Genomic DNA, 14634 nt, shown 5'->3' on the forward strand with positions numbered 1-14634 from the left:
TCCTTTTAGTTTTCTAGAAGGAATTTTTAGTTTTACAGCATATGAATACAGAACAGATTATTGCCAACACCAAAACCTTTGTCCAAGAACAACTTTCCAAAGCCGAAGGCGGACACGATTGGTTTCATATTTTAAGAGTTTACAACAATGCCGTACATATTGGCAACACCGAAAATGTAGATTTGTTCGTAGTACAACTAGGTGCTTTACTGCACGATATTGCCGACAGTAAGTTTTATGACGGTGATGAAACCTTAGGACCAAAAGTTGCCAGAGAATTTCTGTTCAATCAAAATGTAGATTCTGTTATAATTGAGCATGTCGTCAATATCATTTCCCATATTTCCTTTAAAGGCGGCAATGAAGCACAGGTATTCAAGTCTCCTGAATTGGATGTTGTACAAGATGCCGACAGACTAGATGCCATTGGCGCTATTGGGATCGCCCGATGCTTTAATTATGGAGGTTTCAAAAACCGAAAGCTGTTCGATCCTGAAATTCAACCCAACCTCAACATGAGCAAGGAAGAGTACAAAGCTTCCACAGCGCCTTCCATCAATCATTTTTATGAAAAGCTATTACTGCTAAAAGATCGCATGAACACCCAAACAGGCAAACAAATTGCAGAGCAGCGCCATGCTTTTATGGAAGCATACTTACAGCAATTCTATGCAGAATGGGATGGCGAAAAATAAGTCTAATATTGAATAACGTGCTTGATTTCGGCACGGTATTTTGAGGCACTTTTACCAGTAATCTCCTTAAAGGTTTTATTGAAATGTGAGAAGTTGTTGAAACCACTTTCAAAACAGATATCGGCAATACTCAACTGACTTTCGTTCAATAATTTTGTTGCGTGCACCACTCGGTATTCATTTACCAATCTGGTAAAAGTCTTTCCAGTGGCCTTTTTTAAATACCTACAGAAGGCAGGTACCGTCATACTCACCCTATCTGCGATATCTTCCAAGGGAATAGGAGCCATAAAGTGGTTATTGATATATTTAAAAATAATATTGAGCTTGTCACTGTCTTTGGGCTCCGTTTCAAAAGCAAACCCATCTACGTTTAATAAGGTATAGTCTTTAGACAGACCCAAATCATTTAAGATTTCCAAAAGCTTCATTATTCTATTGAAACCTTCATATTCAATCAAGCTTTCAATTTTTGGCCCCACAATCTTTTTAGTATCCGGTTTAAACAGAATGCCACTTTTGGCACGTTCCAACAATTGATTGATAGCAGCCATTTCTGGTTTCTGAAAAAACAAATCTCCCAAAAAATCGGGCATAAAATGAATAATAGTTTCAGAACCCTTACTGGTTAAACGATCGGTAAAGCCATAATGAGGCAGATTAGACCCCAACAAAATCAATTGACTATTGTTAAAATAGGATAGGTGATTACCAATATGGCGCTTTCCTCTTCCTTGATTTACATATACCAATTCAATTTCTGGATGAAAATGCCACTTCCCATTATTATTGGTCGCGGCTTCAGTATGTTGGCTAACAAGTATAGAGTTACCAAAACTAGGGCTTACCTTCTCATATGTAGGCTTAATTTTCATTGGAACAGCAATTTAAATACAAAATTAATATTAATGGAAACCTAACGTATATGCCATTTTAACTATTATCTATGCTAAATTAACTTAATAATTTCTTAACACACGCATTAATGTTAATTAAACATATAAATTGGAAAAAATTGATGTTTTTCTCCCCTGAAATTGCGCCTACTTTTGGAATATCAAATAACTTAAAAAATATGTGTCATGAAAAGAGCAATTAAAAACAGTATCCTTATGGTAGCATTAATTGCAGCCATGAGCGGTTATGCGAACACAAACATTTCTTCCTTAGAAATGAAGGCGGCAAAAAAAACAATGTTGACTTTGGAAGATGTAAAACAGGGACAAAAATTAATGATCAGAGATTTAAGCGGATTGGTACTTTATAAAGAAACCATTACAAGCTCTGGAACTTATACCAACTTGTTCGACCTTACAGAACTTCCAAACGGGAATTATTTCTTTGAAATAGACAAGGACGTAGCCATTGAGATCATTCCATTTAAAGTACAATCCCACGAAGTGGAATTCAACAAACAAAAAGAGACCAAATTCTACAAGCCTATTTTTAGAGTAGAAGGCAACAAAATCATGTTCTCTAAATTGGATTTGGAATTAACTCCTGTTGAAGTAGACATTTACTATGACGATTCTTACGACCACGATGACGAGTTTGAATCTATCCACTCTGAAACCATTAAAAACGAAAAAGTGGTAGAGCGTATTTACAAATTGGATAAAAGCAGAAAAGGGGATTATAGAATTGTTGTGACTACTGAAGGTAGAGAATTTACACATTCCATGAAAATATAACCCATTTACAAGTTTGATTATTAGATAATGTTAGAATGTTAGTTAGTAAGGGAGCAGCTTTAAGGCTGCTCTTTTCGTTTTAAAACAATTTTAATTGCCCATCCTTATATTGCTCGTGAAGATCATGATTTAAACCAGGCATTTTTTTATCCTTGAAGTATTTATTTCGAGCCAGCTTAATCAAGTCATTTATTTGTTCCGCAATTTTCCCTTCACCCCTCATCCGTGTACCATATCTACTATCATTAAGAGAACCACCATGACAATCTTCAATTTGATGCAATACTTTATCAGCCCCATCTGGCAAAGTTTTCTTAATCCAATCGGTAAAAATTTCCCCAATAGCACCGTTTAATCGTACAATGGTATGCCCTATAGATAAAGCTCCCGCATCAGCCGCCGCTTTGGCCAAAGGTAGTATTTCGTGACTATTAATGGATGGAATAATTGGAGCGATCATCACATTAACAGGAATACCATGCTCACTCAATACTTTTACTGTCTCTAAACGCTTCTTAATAGTGGTCGTCCTTGGTTCCAAAATACGCCTAGTTTCTTCCGAAAGGGAAGTAATGGAAATATTTACAGCTAACAGATTATCTTTGGCCAATTCCTGCAATACATCCAGATCTCTTAATATCAAAGCATTTTTGGTAATAACGCCCACTGGATGCTTATATTTTAAGAAAACCCCAAGACACCTCCTTGTAATTCCAAATTGCTGTTCAGCAGGCTGATAACAATCTGTATTGCCAGACAACACAATGGTATGGGCCTTCCAACTTTTCTTTTTTATGAAGGCTTCCAATAATTTAGGCGCTTCCTTTTTCACCAAAATCTGTCGCTCGAAATCCAACCCTGCACTATAGCCCCAATATTCGTGACTGTTGCGTGCATAACAATAAACACATCCATGCTCGCAGCCTTGGTACATATTCATAGAATAGCCCATGCCTACATCTGGGCTATCCACCTTGTTGACAATGGTTTTAGGGGACACCTCCAAATATCTTGTTTTATTTGGATCAACGGCCTCTCCCTCCTGTGCACAATACTCCAAAAAATCATCACGAAGTTCATGGCTTAACTCAAAAAAGCGATTGGACACATTTACTTGCGCCCCTCTTCCTTTAATGATAGCCTTTGAATCCATAAGTAATAATTAACCGAGTTATAAAAACGAGTGTTTTTAAATTTACGAAGATTGCCTCTCTAAAACTGTTAAATAAAAAATGGGTTTTTAACAAACCCATTTTCTATAACTTATTTAATATCAATTTTATTTTCCTGGAAACTCGGCCTTACGTTTTTCTAAAAACGCCGTAGTACCTTCCTTGAAATCTTCCGTACCGAAAGCCTCCCCAAATTTCTGAATTTCCTGTTCAAAACCATTCACACCATCTTCATAATTAGCATTAACGGCAGCAATGGCTGCACCAATGGCCACAGAAGAATTTTTCATGATCTTTGCAGCAATACTCTCTGCCAAATCCAATAATTCCTCCTGAGCCGTTACATGATTCACCAATCCATATGACAAGGCAGTTTGCGCATCAATCATTCCCGCTGTCATGATCATTTCCATAGCACGTCCTTTCCCTACCAATTGTGGCAATCTTTGCGTTCCACCATATCCTGGAATTACTCCCAAAGACACCTCTGGCAATCCCATTTTAGCATTGCTACTGGCAATTCTAAAGTGTGCCGCCATGGCCAACTCCAATCCGCCACCAAGTGCAAAACCATTCACTGCGGCAATAACCGGAGTGGATAAATTTGCCACAAAATCGAACAATAATTCATGTCCTTTAGCCGCCAATTCCTTTCCCTGAGCTACACTAAAATCAGCAAATTCGCTAATATCGGCCCCAGCTACAAAGGCTTTTTCTCCTGAGCCCGTAACGATAATAACCTTAACTCCATTGTCGTCATCTGCTTCCTTAAAAGCATCGTGTAGTTCTTGTATGGTAGCTTTGTTTAAAGCGTTCAACTTATTTGGTCGGTTTATGGTAATAGTGGCAATGCCATTATTTACTTCAGAAATAATATTATCGTAATTCATCGTAAAGAAGATTAAAAAGGCCTAACATTAAAAAAACTCAACAGGCCTAGAGAGGTTATACTTTAGGAAAAATCACCTTAAAAACAGTGCCCTTTCCTTTTTCAGAGGTAAAGGTAATACTTCCATTATAAGTTTCCACAATATTTTTTACCATAGCAAGCCCAAGTCCCATACCGCTTGACTTTGTAGTAAACTTAGGTTCGAAGATTTTTTGTTTGTTTGCTTCAGTTATACCCTGACCATTATCAGCCACGGTAATAATTACATTCGAATGATCGTCTAAAACAGCTACTACAATCTTCTTCTCCTCCTGTTCATCTGGTATGGCCTGAATCCCATTTTTCACCAAATTGGTAATCACCCTGATGAGTTGAGTCCTATCAAACTTAGCCATGATTTCTTCTTTTTCGGAAGTAAACATGATATAGTCCTCACTAAAGATATCCAATCCAAGTTTTACGATTTTCACTACATTAAGGGTTTCCTTTTCCTGCGCAGGCATTTTGGCAAAATTTGAAAATGCGGAAGCAATGGAACTCATGGTATCGATTTGCTGAATCAAGGTTTTGGAATATTCATTCACCTTTTTATAGATATCAGGATCCTGCGGGTCGAACTTTCTTTGGAAATTCTGAACAGTCAAACGCATAGGTGTTAACGGGTTTTTAATCTCATGAGCCACCTGTTTTGCCATTTCTCTCCAAGCCTGCTCACGCTCGCTAGTAGCCAACTTTACAGCACTCTCCTCCAATTGGTCAATCATAGTATTATATGAATGTACCAAGGTCACTATCTCTTCACTCGAAGACTCTATGTCAATTTTTTTGTTGCGTTTTTCAAGTCGGGTTTCGTTAATCTTGTCACTAATGGTCTTGAGTGATTTCGTAATGTATTTTGACAACAAATAAGCCAAGGCCACTGCAATCAACATCATGAAAATATAGGCATAAACCAAACGCTCCAGAAAGTCGTACAGCTCTTTATCCATAAACTTGTCGTCTTCCATATATGGCAAATTCAGGATACCCAAAGGCTTAAATTTCTGGTCTGTAATGTAAGTATAGGAAGACTGGATGATCTTTCCGTTTTCCACGTATTTTGTCACATGCCGGTGTTCGGCTGTATTGGCCAAGGTGTTTAAAATTTCAGCATTGATACATTTGGCGATAGTATCGTTGGAAATACTCTGACGGGAACTTTTAAGCAAACCTCCTTCCAAATCATACAAGTTTACCTGCAGCTTGTGAATAGCGGCAATTTCATAAATCTTGTCCTTAAAAATTTTGGGAATATTTTCAGTTGTAACGGGATAGGTAGTTTCCTTGATGGTGAAATCAATACTACTTTTAATGTTTTCCTCCTTTTTATCCAAGCGATCCCTATGGTAGTCCAACGCCTCTTCATTGTATTGGTACACGGTAACCGCCACAATAAGAATGGAAGCAATCAACACCAATAAAATCATGGCCAGGAAAATGCGGACGCGAAGGGAAAGCTTTTTTAATTTCATTTGAAATTTTCTAGTGCGATAAATATAACAATAATCACACCAAAACAGATTTGTTTACGCGTTTGGATTTTTAGCTCTAATGTTCTTGTAGATTTTGTAGCCCAACATGATTAAGATTCCTAACACCACAATGCCAACAACTCCAAAAATCCAATTCATGGCATTTTTCAGGATTACCAAAAACACCACCGCAAACAAAATAAAGGTCGCTCCTTCATTCCATAAACGCATATAGCTGGATGTTTTTTTCACCTCATCGCGTTGCAACTGTTTGAAATATTGATGTGTTTTTAAGTGATAGATAATCAATAATACCACGAAAGCCAATTTCACGTGCATCCACCCCTGCTGCAACCAACTTGGCATTAAAACAATCAACCAAATTGCAAATACTGTTGCTAAAATAGCAGAAGGCCAAGTAATGATATTCCAAAGTCGTTTGGCCATAAGCTTCAATTGTTCTCCCAAAATTTCCTTATCTGGCGAGGGTTTATGAAAAGCCTCTATTTGATACACAAACAATCTCGGGATATAGAACAACCCTGCAAACCAAGTAATCACGAAAATAAGGTGCAGCGCCTTGATGTAGTTGTAGTATTCCATAACAGCTATTTAAGTTTCACTAATGAGTGTTTTTTTGACTTCTATATGTAGAAAATAAGCAGTCACAATGGTTGCCAAAACATCCGAAATTGGAAAGGAAATCCATACCCCAAGTTCGCCAAAAAATTTAGGCAATATTAAAATAAGGGGAATAAAAAAGAATCCCTGCCTAGTCAATGTCAATAGCAAGGCCGGTCTTGCTTTACCAATGGCCTGAAAATAGGCTGCCCCAATCAATTGAATGGCAATAATTGGTGTGGCAGCAAATACCCAGCGCATATCACTTGGCGTTTCTTTGAGTACCTCAGCATCATCTGTAAACAATCTTGTAATCGCCTCAGGAAATACCATCAAAGCAACAAATATAATCGTCGCCAACAGAATGGCATATTTAATGGCGGTATTGATTGTTTCTCTAACCCTATCAAATTGGGATGCTCCATAATTAAAACCTGCAATGGGCAGAAACCCTTGGGTAATTCCAAAAACAGGAAACAAAGCAAACATGAGCATCCTCCCAACAATGGCATAAGCTGTGACGGAAACTTCCCCTCCCAGGTTATATAGAATATTGTTCATGAACAGATAGGTGATACTTACTACAGCTTGTCTAGCCAAAGTCACGAAGCCCAAAGACCCTATTTCGGATACAATTTTTGAATTCAAGCCAAAATGGAACAACCCTATCTTTAGCTCGGAATTTTTGGACATAAAAAACCAAATAATGAATACAAAACAAAGCATGTAAGAGCCCGTGGTAGCCCAAGCGGCACCTTCCATGCCCAAATCCATTAGGTTGATAAAAATATAGTCAAAAATCAAATTTCCAACCGAAGGGATCATCATAGCATACATGGCGAATTTAGGCTTTCCCTCCGCCCTAATCACCGTATTCCCCATCATGCACAAGGCCAAAAACGGCACTCCATACAGCACGATGATATAGTACACTTTGGCAGGATCAAAAATGGCTCCTTTCCCTCCAAAAGCAGGAATAATGCCATCCACAAATGTCAGCCCTAAGGTTACGAGCGTAACATTAAACAATAAGGTAAGTGTAATTTGATTTCCGAATGTTTTCAGTGCCTTTTCATGATCGTTGGCACCAAGTGCTCGAGAAATAATGGACGAACCACCTACACCAATGCTCATTCCCAAAGCCGCAATGAAAAAGGATACCGGCAATACCACGTTAATGGCGGCAATGGCCGTTGGCCCAATCCAATTCCCTACGAAAATGGTATCTACGAGAATGTTCAAGGACATTACCAAAATACCTATAGACGCAGGAACCGCCTGTTTAATTAACAATTTCCCAATAGGCTGCGAACCTAATTCTTGGGCAGAAATTTTCGCCATTACGCCTTAACCGTTTCTGATGTTAGCCATTCATTCATCCATTTAGACAACAAGTCAATCCACTCTTTGTCATCATTCAAACAAGGCACGGTTGTAAAATGCTCACCCCCCATCTCTTCAAAAATCTCCTTTCCTTCCATGGCAATTTCTTCCAAAGTCTCCAAGCAATCACTCACAAAGGCAGGTGTTACAATGGCCATACTTTTTAATCCTTTTTTACCTAATGCCTCAATGGTTCTATCAGTATAAGGCAATAACCACGGATCAAAACCTAATCTTGATTGAAACGAAGTAGAATAGGTTCCTTCGGCCAACTGTAATTTTTCAGCAACCAATCGCGTCACTTCCAAACATTGGTGTCTGTAGCAAAATTCATGGGCTTTGGAAGGTGTAGCACAACAGCTTCCATCAATTTTACAATGAGACTTGGTGACATCTCTTTTTCTAATATGACGCTCAGGCACTCCGTGATATGAGAACAATAAATGCTCAAACGGTTGTCCTTCCAAATGTCTCGCCACACTATTGGAAAGGACCTCAATATAATCGGGACGGTTATAGAACGCCTTTAAATCGGAGAATTTCAAATTCGGGAAGTGCTCTTTTCTTATCTCTTCAGCCAACACCAAAATGGTTTCTGTAGTTGCCATGGCAAATTGCGGATATAATGGCACAATAAACACTTCTTCCACTCCTTGATCCACCAATTCCTGCAAGCCTTTTTTAATGGTCATGCTTCCATAACGCATGGCTAAAGCTACAGGAGCATCTACTTGCTTTTGAATTCCTGCCTTTACGCGTTCAGAGATCACAATTAACGGCGAACCTTCTTCCCACCAAATTTTACCGTAAGCCTCTGCAGAAGCTTTAGGACGGGTATTTAAAATAATGCCCTTTACCAACAAGTTTCTTGCCCAAAGCGGAACGTCGATCACGCGTTCATCCATTAAAAATTCACCAAGATATTTTTTCACATCTTTTGGGTCTGGACTGTCTGGCGACCCTAAATTAACAAGTAAAATTCCCTTTTTCATAAATCCTATAAAGCCGTTATTAACCTATTTTAGTTTTGTTTTGTCAATTCATTTCTCACTTCCGCAGGAATGATTCCATTCACAACCGTTGCCATATTTGGATCGTTGGCCAAAAATTTCCAACCACCAAAGTCAACATTGTTAACAGCGTAAATATTACTTTCCACATGAATTATCAAAGAAGCCGTTTCTACATCTTTCTTCACATTGCCCTCTCCAAACTGCTCTTCTATCGTAGGCGTCATAAAATCCATGAAGGTCTGTTTTTCTTCCAAGGACTTATCTGCTACGGAAAGAAATGTCATTCTCATATCGTTGGAATAATCAATAAGACTGTATTGACTATCCCCAAGAGTTATAATTTTTGAAATATTGGTGATTTCCGTACTCAAAAACTCGATTTTCATCTGTTCATTCTGTAGCATCTGATCCATTCCCGCCTTCATCTGCTCTTTGGAAATGGTTTCAAATACTTTAGGATGCATATAGCCAATCACACCATCGGAATTATTGGCTTCCACATAATCAAAGTACTTCAGCAACTCAACTTTTACACCTTCTGTATCCGATTGTGCTTGAGCAAGGATACTTATAAATAATATGGCTATTCGCAATAAGTGTTTCATGTTCATAATATTGATTGTATGTATTTTTTGGGGGTTGTTCCGTATTTCTTTTTAAAGGCAGATATGAAATGACTCGCCGTACTGTACCCCACCCTTAGACCAACTTCATTGACATTGTGGTTACCAGACTCCAATAACTTTCTAGCGACTTCCATTTTATAATCAAACAGAAAACTATAGACAGAATCTCCGTAAATTTCTTTAAAGCCTTCCTTTAATTTCTTTAAACTCAACTGAATTTCCTCTGAAAGCTCCTGTAAGGTTGGCGGTTCGGTCATTCGGGAAATGATGATATCCTTAGCCTTTCTAATTTTGATGACATTGGATTCATCTACCAAAAATGGGCATTGCTCCACATTGGCATCTTCACTTCGGTTAAAATACAAGCTCAAAAGCTCGTAAGCCTTTCCTTTGAAGTAGAGATTTTTAATGGAATTATTAAGATTAAAATTAATCAACTGGGTAAGCACAATGGCCATTGACGGTGTAATCTTCCCGTCATCATAGTACTTCTTATCCTTATTGTCTTCACTCAAAAACGTTATATAATCCGCTTCTTGAGAAAACAATCCGTGAAATTTTTTAATAGAAATAATCACCGAAACCAACCAAGATTGTGGTTGGCAATCCATATGAAGAGGCAAATCCTGTTGTGGATTATAAAGAAGCAATGAATTTTCATCTTCGATATTCAAAGCATAACGACCATTATTGAAAATAAACTTACAAATGCCCTTTAAACAAAAGTGAAATTGAATAAAACTACTATCAATTTCCCTTTCAAGAGTCACCACTTTATCGGTTTCGTTTTGGTAGGTCAGCACATAAAAATCCTTTTCTATCTCTACTTCATTAAAAGAATCTATGGCCGTATTTAAAGAACCTATGGCGATATTTTTTTCTGCGTCAAAACTCGAATCCATCTCAAAACTATTTAGACCTGTTCTAAACAAACTTCGTCAAACACGTTGTTTCAACTGCAAAAGTATGATATTATTTACATTAATTCGAAAAACAAGCCAAAAAAACCACCAGCGATACTTATTGTTCCTTTAGCGTTATTTTTTTAATTTGCATAAATATATTTTTGTTGCCGAATTTCCAACGTTATTTAATGGAATACAACACTAAGTCGAAAACAACATATTTTTACGCCATTGGCTTAAGCTACAAAAAAGCCGATGCAGATATAAGAGGCCACTTTAGCTTGGATAATGATGGTAAGCAATTGCTATATACCCAAGCCAAGGCAAATGGCATTGACAGCCTTATTGTAACCTCTACCTGTAACCGTACTGAACTTTACGGTTTTGCCGAGCATCCTTACCAGCTTATTAAGTTACTTTGCGAGAACACCAAAGGAACTGTTGAAGAGTTTCAGGAAGTTGCCTACATCTACAAAAACAAAGAAGCTATTGCCCACATGTTTAAAGTAGGTTCTGGTTTGGACAGTCAAATTCTTGGTGACTTTGAAATCATCAGTCAATTAAAGTCTAGCGCCAAGGACTCCAAAAAAGTAGGTTTGCTAAATTCATACTTGGAGCGTTTGATCAATGCTGTAATCCAAGCCAGTAAACGTATTAAAACGGAAACCGATATTTCATCAGGTGCCGCTTCGGTATCTTTTGCTTCGGTACATTACATCTTGAACAATATTGAAGATATTTCAAACCGAAATATTTTACTCTTCGGAACTGGAAAAATAGGGCGTAACACTTGCGAAAATTTAGTGAAGCACACTAAAAATGAGCACATCACCCTTATCAACAGAACTAAAACAAAGGCACAGGAAATTGCTGGAAAGTTTAATTTGTTGGTAAAAGACTACGCCAATTTACAGGAAGAAATCAACGCGTCTGACGTTATGATTGTAGCCACTGGCGCTCAAAATCCGACCGTCGACAAATTTTTGATTCAAACCAAAAAACCGTTGTTGATTTTGGATTTGTCCATTCCTAGAAACGTGAACCACAACGTTACCGAATTGGACAATGTCACTTTAATTCACTTGGACGACCTTTCCCAAATTACGGATGAAACTTTAGAGAAGAGAAAGGCGCACATCCCAATAGCAGAGGCCATTCTTGAAGAAGTAAAAGCGGAATTCAACACCTGGTTGGAAACCCGAAAATTTGCTCCTACCATTAAGGCCCTAAAACTAAAACTGACCGATTTTAAGAATGCAGAATTGGACACGCAACGTAAAAAGCTGTCTAATTTCAATGAAGAACAGGCCGAATTGATCAGTAACAATATCATTCAAAAGATTACCAATCACTTTGCGCATCATTTAAGAGAGGATGGCATTTCTACTGATGAAAGCCTGGAATTAATTAAGAAGGTGTTTCAATTAGAAGAATCCACAAAACATGTCTAAAATTATTCGCATTGGTACCCGCGATAGCCAATTGGCGCTATGGCAAGCCAAAACTGTACAACGCCAACTGGAACACTTGGGCCACAAAACTGTCCTTGTTCCTGTAAAATCAACTGGAGATTTAGTCTTGGACAAACCTCTCTATGAGTTGGGAATTACTGGAGTTTTCACCAAAACATTGGACATTGCCATGCTCAATGGTGATATCGATATTGCGGTACATTCCTTAAAAGATGTCCCTACAGCTTTACCAAATGGGATTGTTCAAGCCGCGGTTTTAAAGCGTGGCAACAACAAGGACATGTTGGTTTTTAAACATAACGAAGAATTTCTTTCGCATAGAGAAGGTATTATTGCCACCGGAAGTTTACGTCGAAGAGCACAATGGCTCAACCGCTACCCAACACACACTGTAGTTGGGTTACGAGGCAATGTGAATTTACGCCTTCAAAAACTGGAAGACAACGAAGATTGGAACGGTGCCATTTTTGCGGCGGCAGGTTTAGGCCGTTTGCAAATTCGCCCCGAAAACGCCCTCAATTTAGATTGGATGATTCCTGCCCCTGCTCAAGGAGCTGTGATGGTAACTGCTTTGGAAAAAGATGAGGACATTCTGGAAATCTGCCGTGAGATCAACCACGAAGAAACAGAAATCTGCACCTCTATAGAACGTAATTTCTTAAGAGTTTTAGAAGGAGGTTGCTCTGCCCCAATTGGCGCCTTAGCAACTATCAAAAATGAAGAAATCAGTTTTACTGGAGTTTTATTAAGTCCTGACGGAACCAAAAAAATTGAAGTTTCCCGTTCCGTAAAATTAGGAAGACATCAAGATTTAGCGCAGCAATGTGCCGAAAATGTTATTGAACGTGGTGGCAAACGCTTGATGGATGGCATTAAACATTCAGGGAAGCAAACCAATATCTATTCCACCAAATCCCTAACCGAAGATCAACAGTTTCTGTTAAACGACAGTTTGGTTGTAAAGAGCAACGATGCCATCAAAACCAACCCCAACAGAATTCCGCTAAGCAAACTCAAAACACCATTTAAAAATGTGGTAATTACGAGTCAAAATGCCGTAGATGCCATTCTTACCAATTGCCCTTCGGAAGACTTAAATTTTAAAAATATTTATTGTGTAGGTCGCCGCACCAAACGCCTTATCGAACAAAAAATAGGCCCTGTAGCACATGCTGCCAAAAACGCAAAAACCTTGGCCGAATATTTAGTTGATTATATTGACGGTACAGAGGTTACTTATTTCTGCAGCAATTTGAGATTGGACGATTTGCCTACCATTTTAAAGGACAACCACATCAAGGTAGAGGAAATTGAAGCCTACCAAACCCGTTACGATTCGGAAAAAGTGGAGGACAATATTGAAGGTATTATGTTTTACAGCCCTTCAACCGTGGAAAGTTTTATCCAACAAAATAAACCCAACGGCATTGCTTTCTGTATAGGAGAAACCACTGCCAAGGAAGCCCAAAAATATTTCAAGGATGTTCGTGTCGCCAAGGTTCCTACTGTAGAAAGTGTCATCGAACTAGTAAATGAACATTACGCCTAATCTTTAGGTTTGAATTAACAAAGTTGAATTAAATAGAGTCGCTTTTCAGCGGAATAAACATGATAAAAAACGATTTATTTTTAAGAGCCCTAAAAGGAGAAACTGTTGAACGCCCACCAGTGTGGATGATGCGTCAAGCAGGTCGCTATTTACCAGAATTTATGGCAATTCGCGAAAAATACGATTTCTTTACACGTTGCCGTACTCCTGAATTGGCAAGCGAAATTACGGTTCAACCTATTCGTCGCTACGGTATGGATGCCGCCATCTTGTTTTCTGACATCTTGGTGATTCCACAAGCTATGAACATCGAGGTGCAAATGAAGCCAAATTTTGGTCCATACTTACCTAACCCTGTTCGCAGCCAAAAAGATGTGGACAATGTAGTTGTGCCAGATGTGACGGAAGCATTGGATTATGTTTACCAAGCTATAAAAGCCACCAAAGAATTATTGAATGACGAAATTCCTCTTATTGGATTTGCAGGATCTCCTTGGACCATTTTGTGCTATTGCGTACAAGGCCAAGGCAGCAAAACCTTTGACAAAGCCAAGGAATTTTGTTTTACCAATCCTATTGCAGCCCACCAATTATTGCAAAAAATCACCGATACTACTATTGCTTATCTAAAGGAAAAAGTAAAAGCTGGTGTTAACGCGGTTCAGGTGTTTGATTCTTGGGGAGGTATGTTATCTCCAACCGATTACCATGAATTTTCATGGCAGTATATCAATCAAATTATTGAAGCCTTGAAAGATGACGCTCCAGTAATTGCCTTCGGAAAAGGTTGTTGGTTTGCCCTCCATGAAATGGCACAATCCAATGCCTCTGCCCTTGGAGTTGATTGGACCTGTTCTCCTAAAAATGCCCGTTATTTAACTGGTGGACAAATTACCCTTCAAGGAAATTTCGACCCAGCTAGACTATTATCGCCTCCAGACGTCATCAAAAAGATGGTACACCAAATGATTGATGAATTTGGAAAGGACAGATATATTGTCAACCTAGGGCATGGTATTTTGCCAAATATTCCATTAGATAATGCCAAGGCATTTATTGATGCTGTAAAGGAATACAAAGCATAGATCTTTAAAAACCTTGCCAATT

14 protein-coding genes are annotated in these 14634 nt (G+C 38.4%); 5 read left to right on the forward strand and 9 right to left on the reverse strand.

Annotated elements, in window-relative coordinates; genetic code table 11:
* Nucleotides 1-41 precede the first annotated feature (41 nt).
* Entirely contained in the window at nt 42-695 is a 654-nt protein-coding gene (locus tag BKM32_RS03520; protein WP_076662555.1) for an HD domain-containing protein, read from the forward strand.
* A gap of 2 nt (nt 696-697) precedes the next feature.
* On the opposite strand, the gene BKM32_RS03525 is transcribed toward BKM32_RS03520, so the two are convergent.
* Nucleotides 698-1570 (reverse strand): AraC family transcriptional regulator, encoded by an 873-nt coding sequence (locus BKM32_RS03525; protein ID WP_053976430.1) that lies wholly within the window; start codon nt 1568-1570, stop codon nt 698-700.
* 207 nt (nt 1571-1777) lie between these two features.
* Between BKM32_RS03525 and BKM32_RS03530 the strand changes: the two genes are divergently transcribed.
* The gene (locus BKM32_RS03530) at nt 1778-2386 is read left to right on the forward strand and encodes a hypothetical protein (RefSeq protein ID WP_076662556.1); all 609 of its coding nucleotides are present in this window, start codon (nt 1778-1780) and stop codon (nt 2384-2386) included.
* 79 nt (nt 2387-2465) lie between these two features.
* Here the strand turns inward: BKM32_RS03530 and BKM32_RS03535 are convergent, their stop codons facing one another.
* The 8 genes from BKM32_RS03535 to BKM32_RS03570 form a co-directional block, all read right to left on the reverse strand.
* Complete coding sequence (locus tag BKM32_RS03535; RefSeq protein WP_076662557.1) at nt 2466-3539, reverse strand: PA0069 family radical SAM protein; 1074 nt, start codon at nt 3537-3539, stop codon at nt 2466-2468.
* A gap of 126 nt (nt 3540-3665) precedes the next feature.
* The gene (locus BKM32_RS03540; protein ID WP_076662558.1) at nt 3666-4448 is read right to left on the reverse strand and encodes an enoyl-CoA hydratase/isomerase family protein; all 783 of its coding nucleotides are present in this window, start codon (nt 4446-4448) and stop codon (nt 3666-3668) included.
* Between the two features lie 55 nt (nt 4449-4503).
* On the reverse strand, nt 4504-5958 hold the full coding sequence (locus tag BKM32_RS03545; protein WP_076662559.1) for an ATP-binding protein: 1455 nt from the start codon (nt 5956-5958) through the stop codon (nt 4504-4506).
* A gap of 54 nt (nt 5959-6012) precedes the next feature.
* The gene (locus BKM32_RS03550) at nt 6013-6561 is read right to left on the reverse strand and encodes a CopD family protein (RefSeq protein ID WP_053976435.1); all 549 of its coding nucleotides are present in this window, start codon (nt 6559-6561) and stop codon (nt 6013-6015) included.
* A 9-nt stretch (nt 6562-6570) separates the two neighbouring features.
* The gene (locus BKM32_RS03555; RefSeq protein WP_076662560.1) at nt 6571-7920 is read right to left on the reverse strand and encodes an MATE family efflux transporter; all 1350 of its coding nucleotides are present in this window, start codon (nt 7918-7920) and stop codon (nt 6571-6573) included.
* Nucleotides 7920-8954 (reverse strand): ferrochelatase, encoded by a 1035-nt coding sequence (gene hemH / locus BKM32_RS03560; RefSeq protein WP_076662561.1) that lies wholly within the window; start codon nt 8952-8954, stop codon nt 7920-7922. Before hemH ends, BKM32_RS03555 begins: the two co-directional genes overlap by 1 nt.
* 29 nt (nt 8955-8983) lie before the next feature.
* Entirely contained in the window at nt 8984-9580 is a 597-nt protein-coding gene (locus tag BKM32_RS03565) for a hypothetical protein (protein WP_076662562.1), read from the reverse strand.
* A 2-nt stretch (nt 9581-9582) separates the two neighbouring features.
* Nucleotides 9583-10503, reverse strand: a complete 921-nt coding sequence (locus BKM32_RS03570) for a helix-turn-helix transcriptional regulator (RefSeq protein WP_076662563.1) — start codon at nt 10501-10503, stop codon at nt 9583-9585.
* A gap of 191 nt (nt 10504-10694) precedes the next feature.
* On the opposite strand from BKM32_RS03570, the gene hemA reads away from it, so the two are divergent.
* The 3 genes from hemA to hemE are packed head-to-tail and all read left to right on the forward strand — an operon-like array spanning nt 10695 to nt 14612.
* Nucleotides 10695-11957, forward strand: coding sequence for a glutamyl-tRNA reductase (hemA, locus tag BKM32_RS03575; protein ID WP_076662564.1), 1263 nt, complete (start codon nt 10695-10697; stop codon nt 11955-11957).
* The gene (hemC, locus tag BKM32_RS03580; protein WP_076662565.1) at nt 11950-13527 is read left to right on the forward strand and encodes a hydroxymethylbilane synthase; all 1578 of its coding nucleotides are present in this window, start codon (nt 11950-11952) and stop codon (nt 13525-13527) included. Before hemA ends, hemC begins: the two co-directional genes overlap by 8 nt.
* Before the next feature lie 59 nt (nt 13528-13586).
* Nucleotides 13587-14612: a uroporphyrinogen decarboxylase gene (gene hemE, locus BKM32_RS03585; RefSeq protein WP_076662566.1), complete on the forward strand. Its 1026-nt coding sequence runs from the start codon at nt 13587-13589 to the stop codon at nt 14610-14612.
* Nucleotides 14613-14634: the final 22 nt, after the last annotated feature.

This window comes from Mangrovimonas sp. DI 80 (assembly GCF_001975575.1).
Taxonomy (GTDB): domain Bacteria; phylum Bacteroidota; class Bacteroidia; order Flavobacteriales; family Flavobacteriaceae; genus Mangrovimonas_A; species Mangrovimonas_A xylaniphaga.

Bases quoted from the DNA above. Each gene is read 5' to 3' on its own strand.
- hemE (WP_076662566.1), top strand. From the start codon at position 13,587: ATGATAAAAAACGATTTATTTTTAAGAGCCCTAAAAGGAGAAACTGTT.
- BKM32_RS03535 (WP_076662557.1), bottom strand. From the start codon at position 3,539: ATGGATTCAAAGGCTATCATTAAAGGAAGAGGGGCGCAAGTAAATGTG.
- BKM32_RS03565 (WP_076662562.1), bottom strand. From the start codon at position 9,580: ATGAAACACTTATTGCGAATAGCCATATTATTTATAAGTATCCTTGCT.
- hemA (WP_076662564.1), top strand. From the start codon at position 10,695: ATGGAATACAACACTAAGTCGAAAACAACATATTTTTACGCCATTGGC.
- hemC (WP_076662565.1), top strand. From the start codon at position 11,950: ATGTCTAAAATTATTCGCATTGGTACCCGCGATAGCCAATTGGCGCTA.
- BKM32_RS03570 (WP_076662563.1), bottom strand. From the start codon at position 10,503: ATGGATTCGAGTTTTGACGCAGAAAAAAATATCGCCATAGGTTCTTTA.
- BKM32_RS03520 (WP_076662555.1), top strand. From the start codon at position 42: ATGAATACAGAACAGATTATTGCCAACACCAAAACCTTTGTCCAAGAA.
- BKM32_RS03540 (WP_076662558.1), bottom strand. From the start codon at position 4,448: ATGAATTACGATAATATTATTTCTGAAGTAAATAATGGCATTGCCACT.
- BKM32_RS03550 (WP_053976435.1), bottom strand. From the start codon at position 6,561: ATGGAATACTACAACTACATCAAGGCGCTGCACCTTATTTTCGTGATT.
- BKM32_RS03525 (WP_053976430.1), bottom strand. From the start codon at position 1,570: ATGAAAATTAAGCCTACATATGAGAAGGTAAGCCCTAGTTTTGGTAAC.
- BKM32_RS03530 (WP_076662556.1), top strand. From the start codon at position 1,778: ATGAAAAGAGCAATTAAAAACAGTATCCTTATGGTAGCATTAATTGCA.
- hemH (WP_076662561.1), bottom strand. From the start codon at position 8,954: ATGAAAAAGGGAATTTTACTTGTTAATTTAGGGTCGCCAGACAGTCCA.
- BKM32_RS03555 (WP_076662560.1), bottom strand. From the start codon at position 7,920: ATGGCGAAAATTTCTGCCCAAGAATTAGGTTCGCAGCCTATTGGGAAA.
- BKM32_RS03545 (WP_076662559.1), bottom strand. From the start codon at position 5,958: ATGAAATTAAAAAAGCTTTCCCTTCGCGTCCGCATTTTCCTGGCCATG.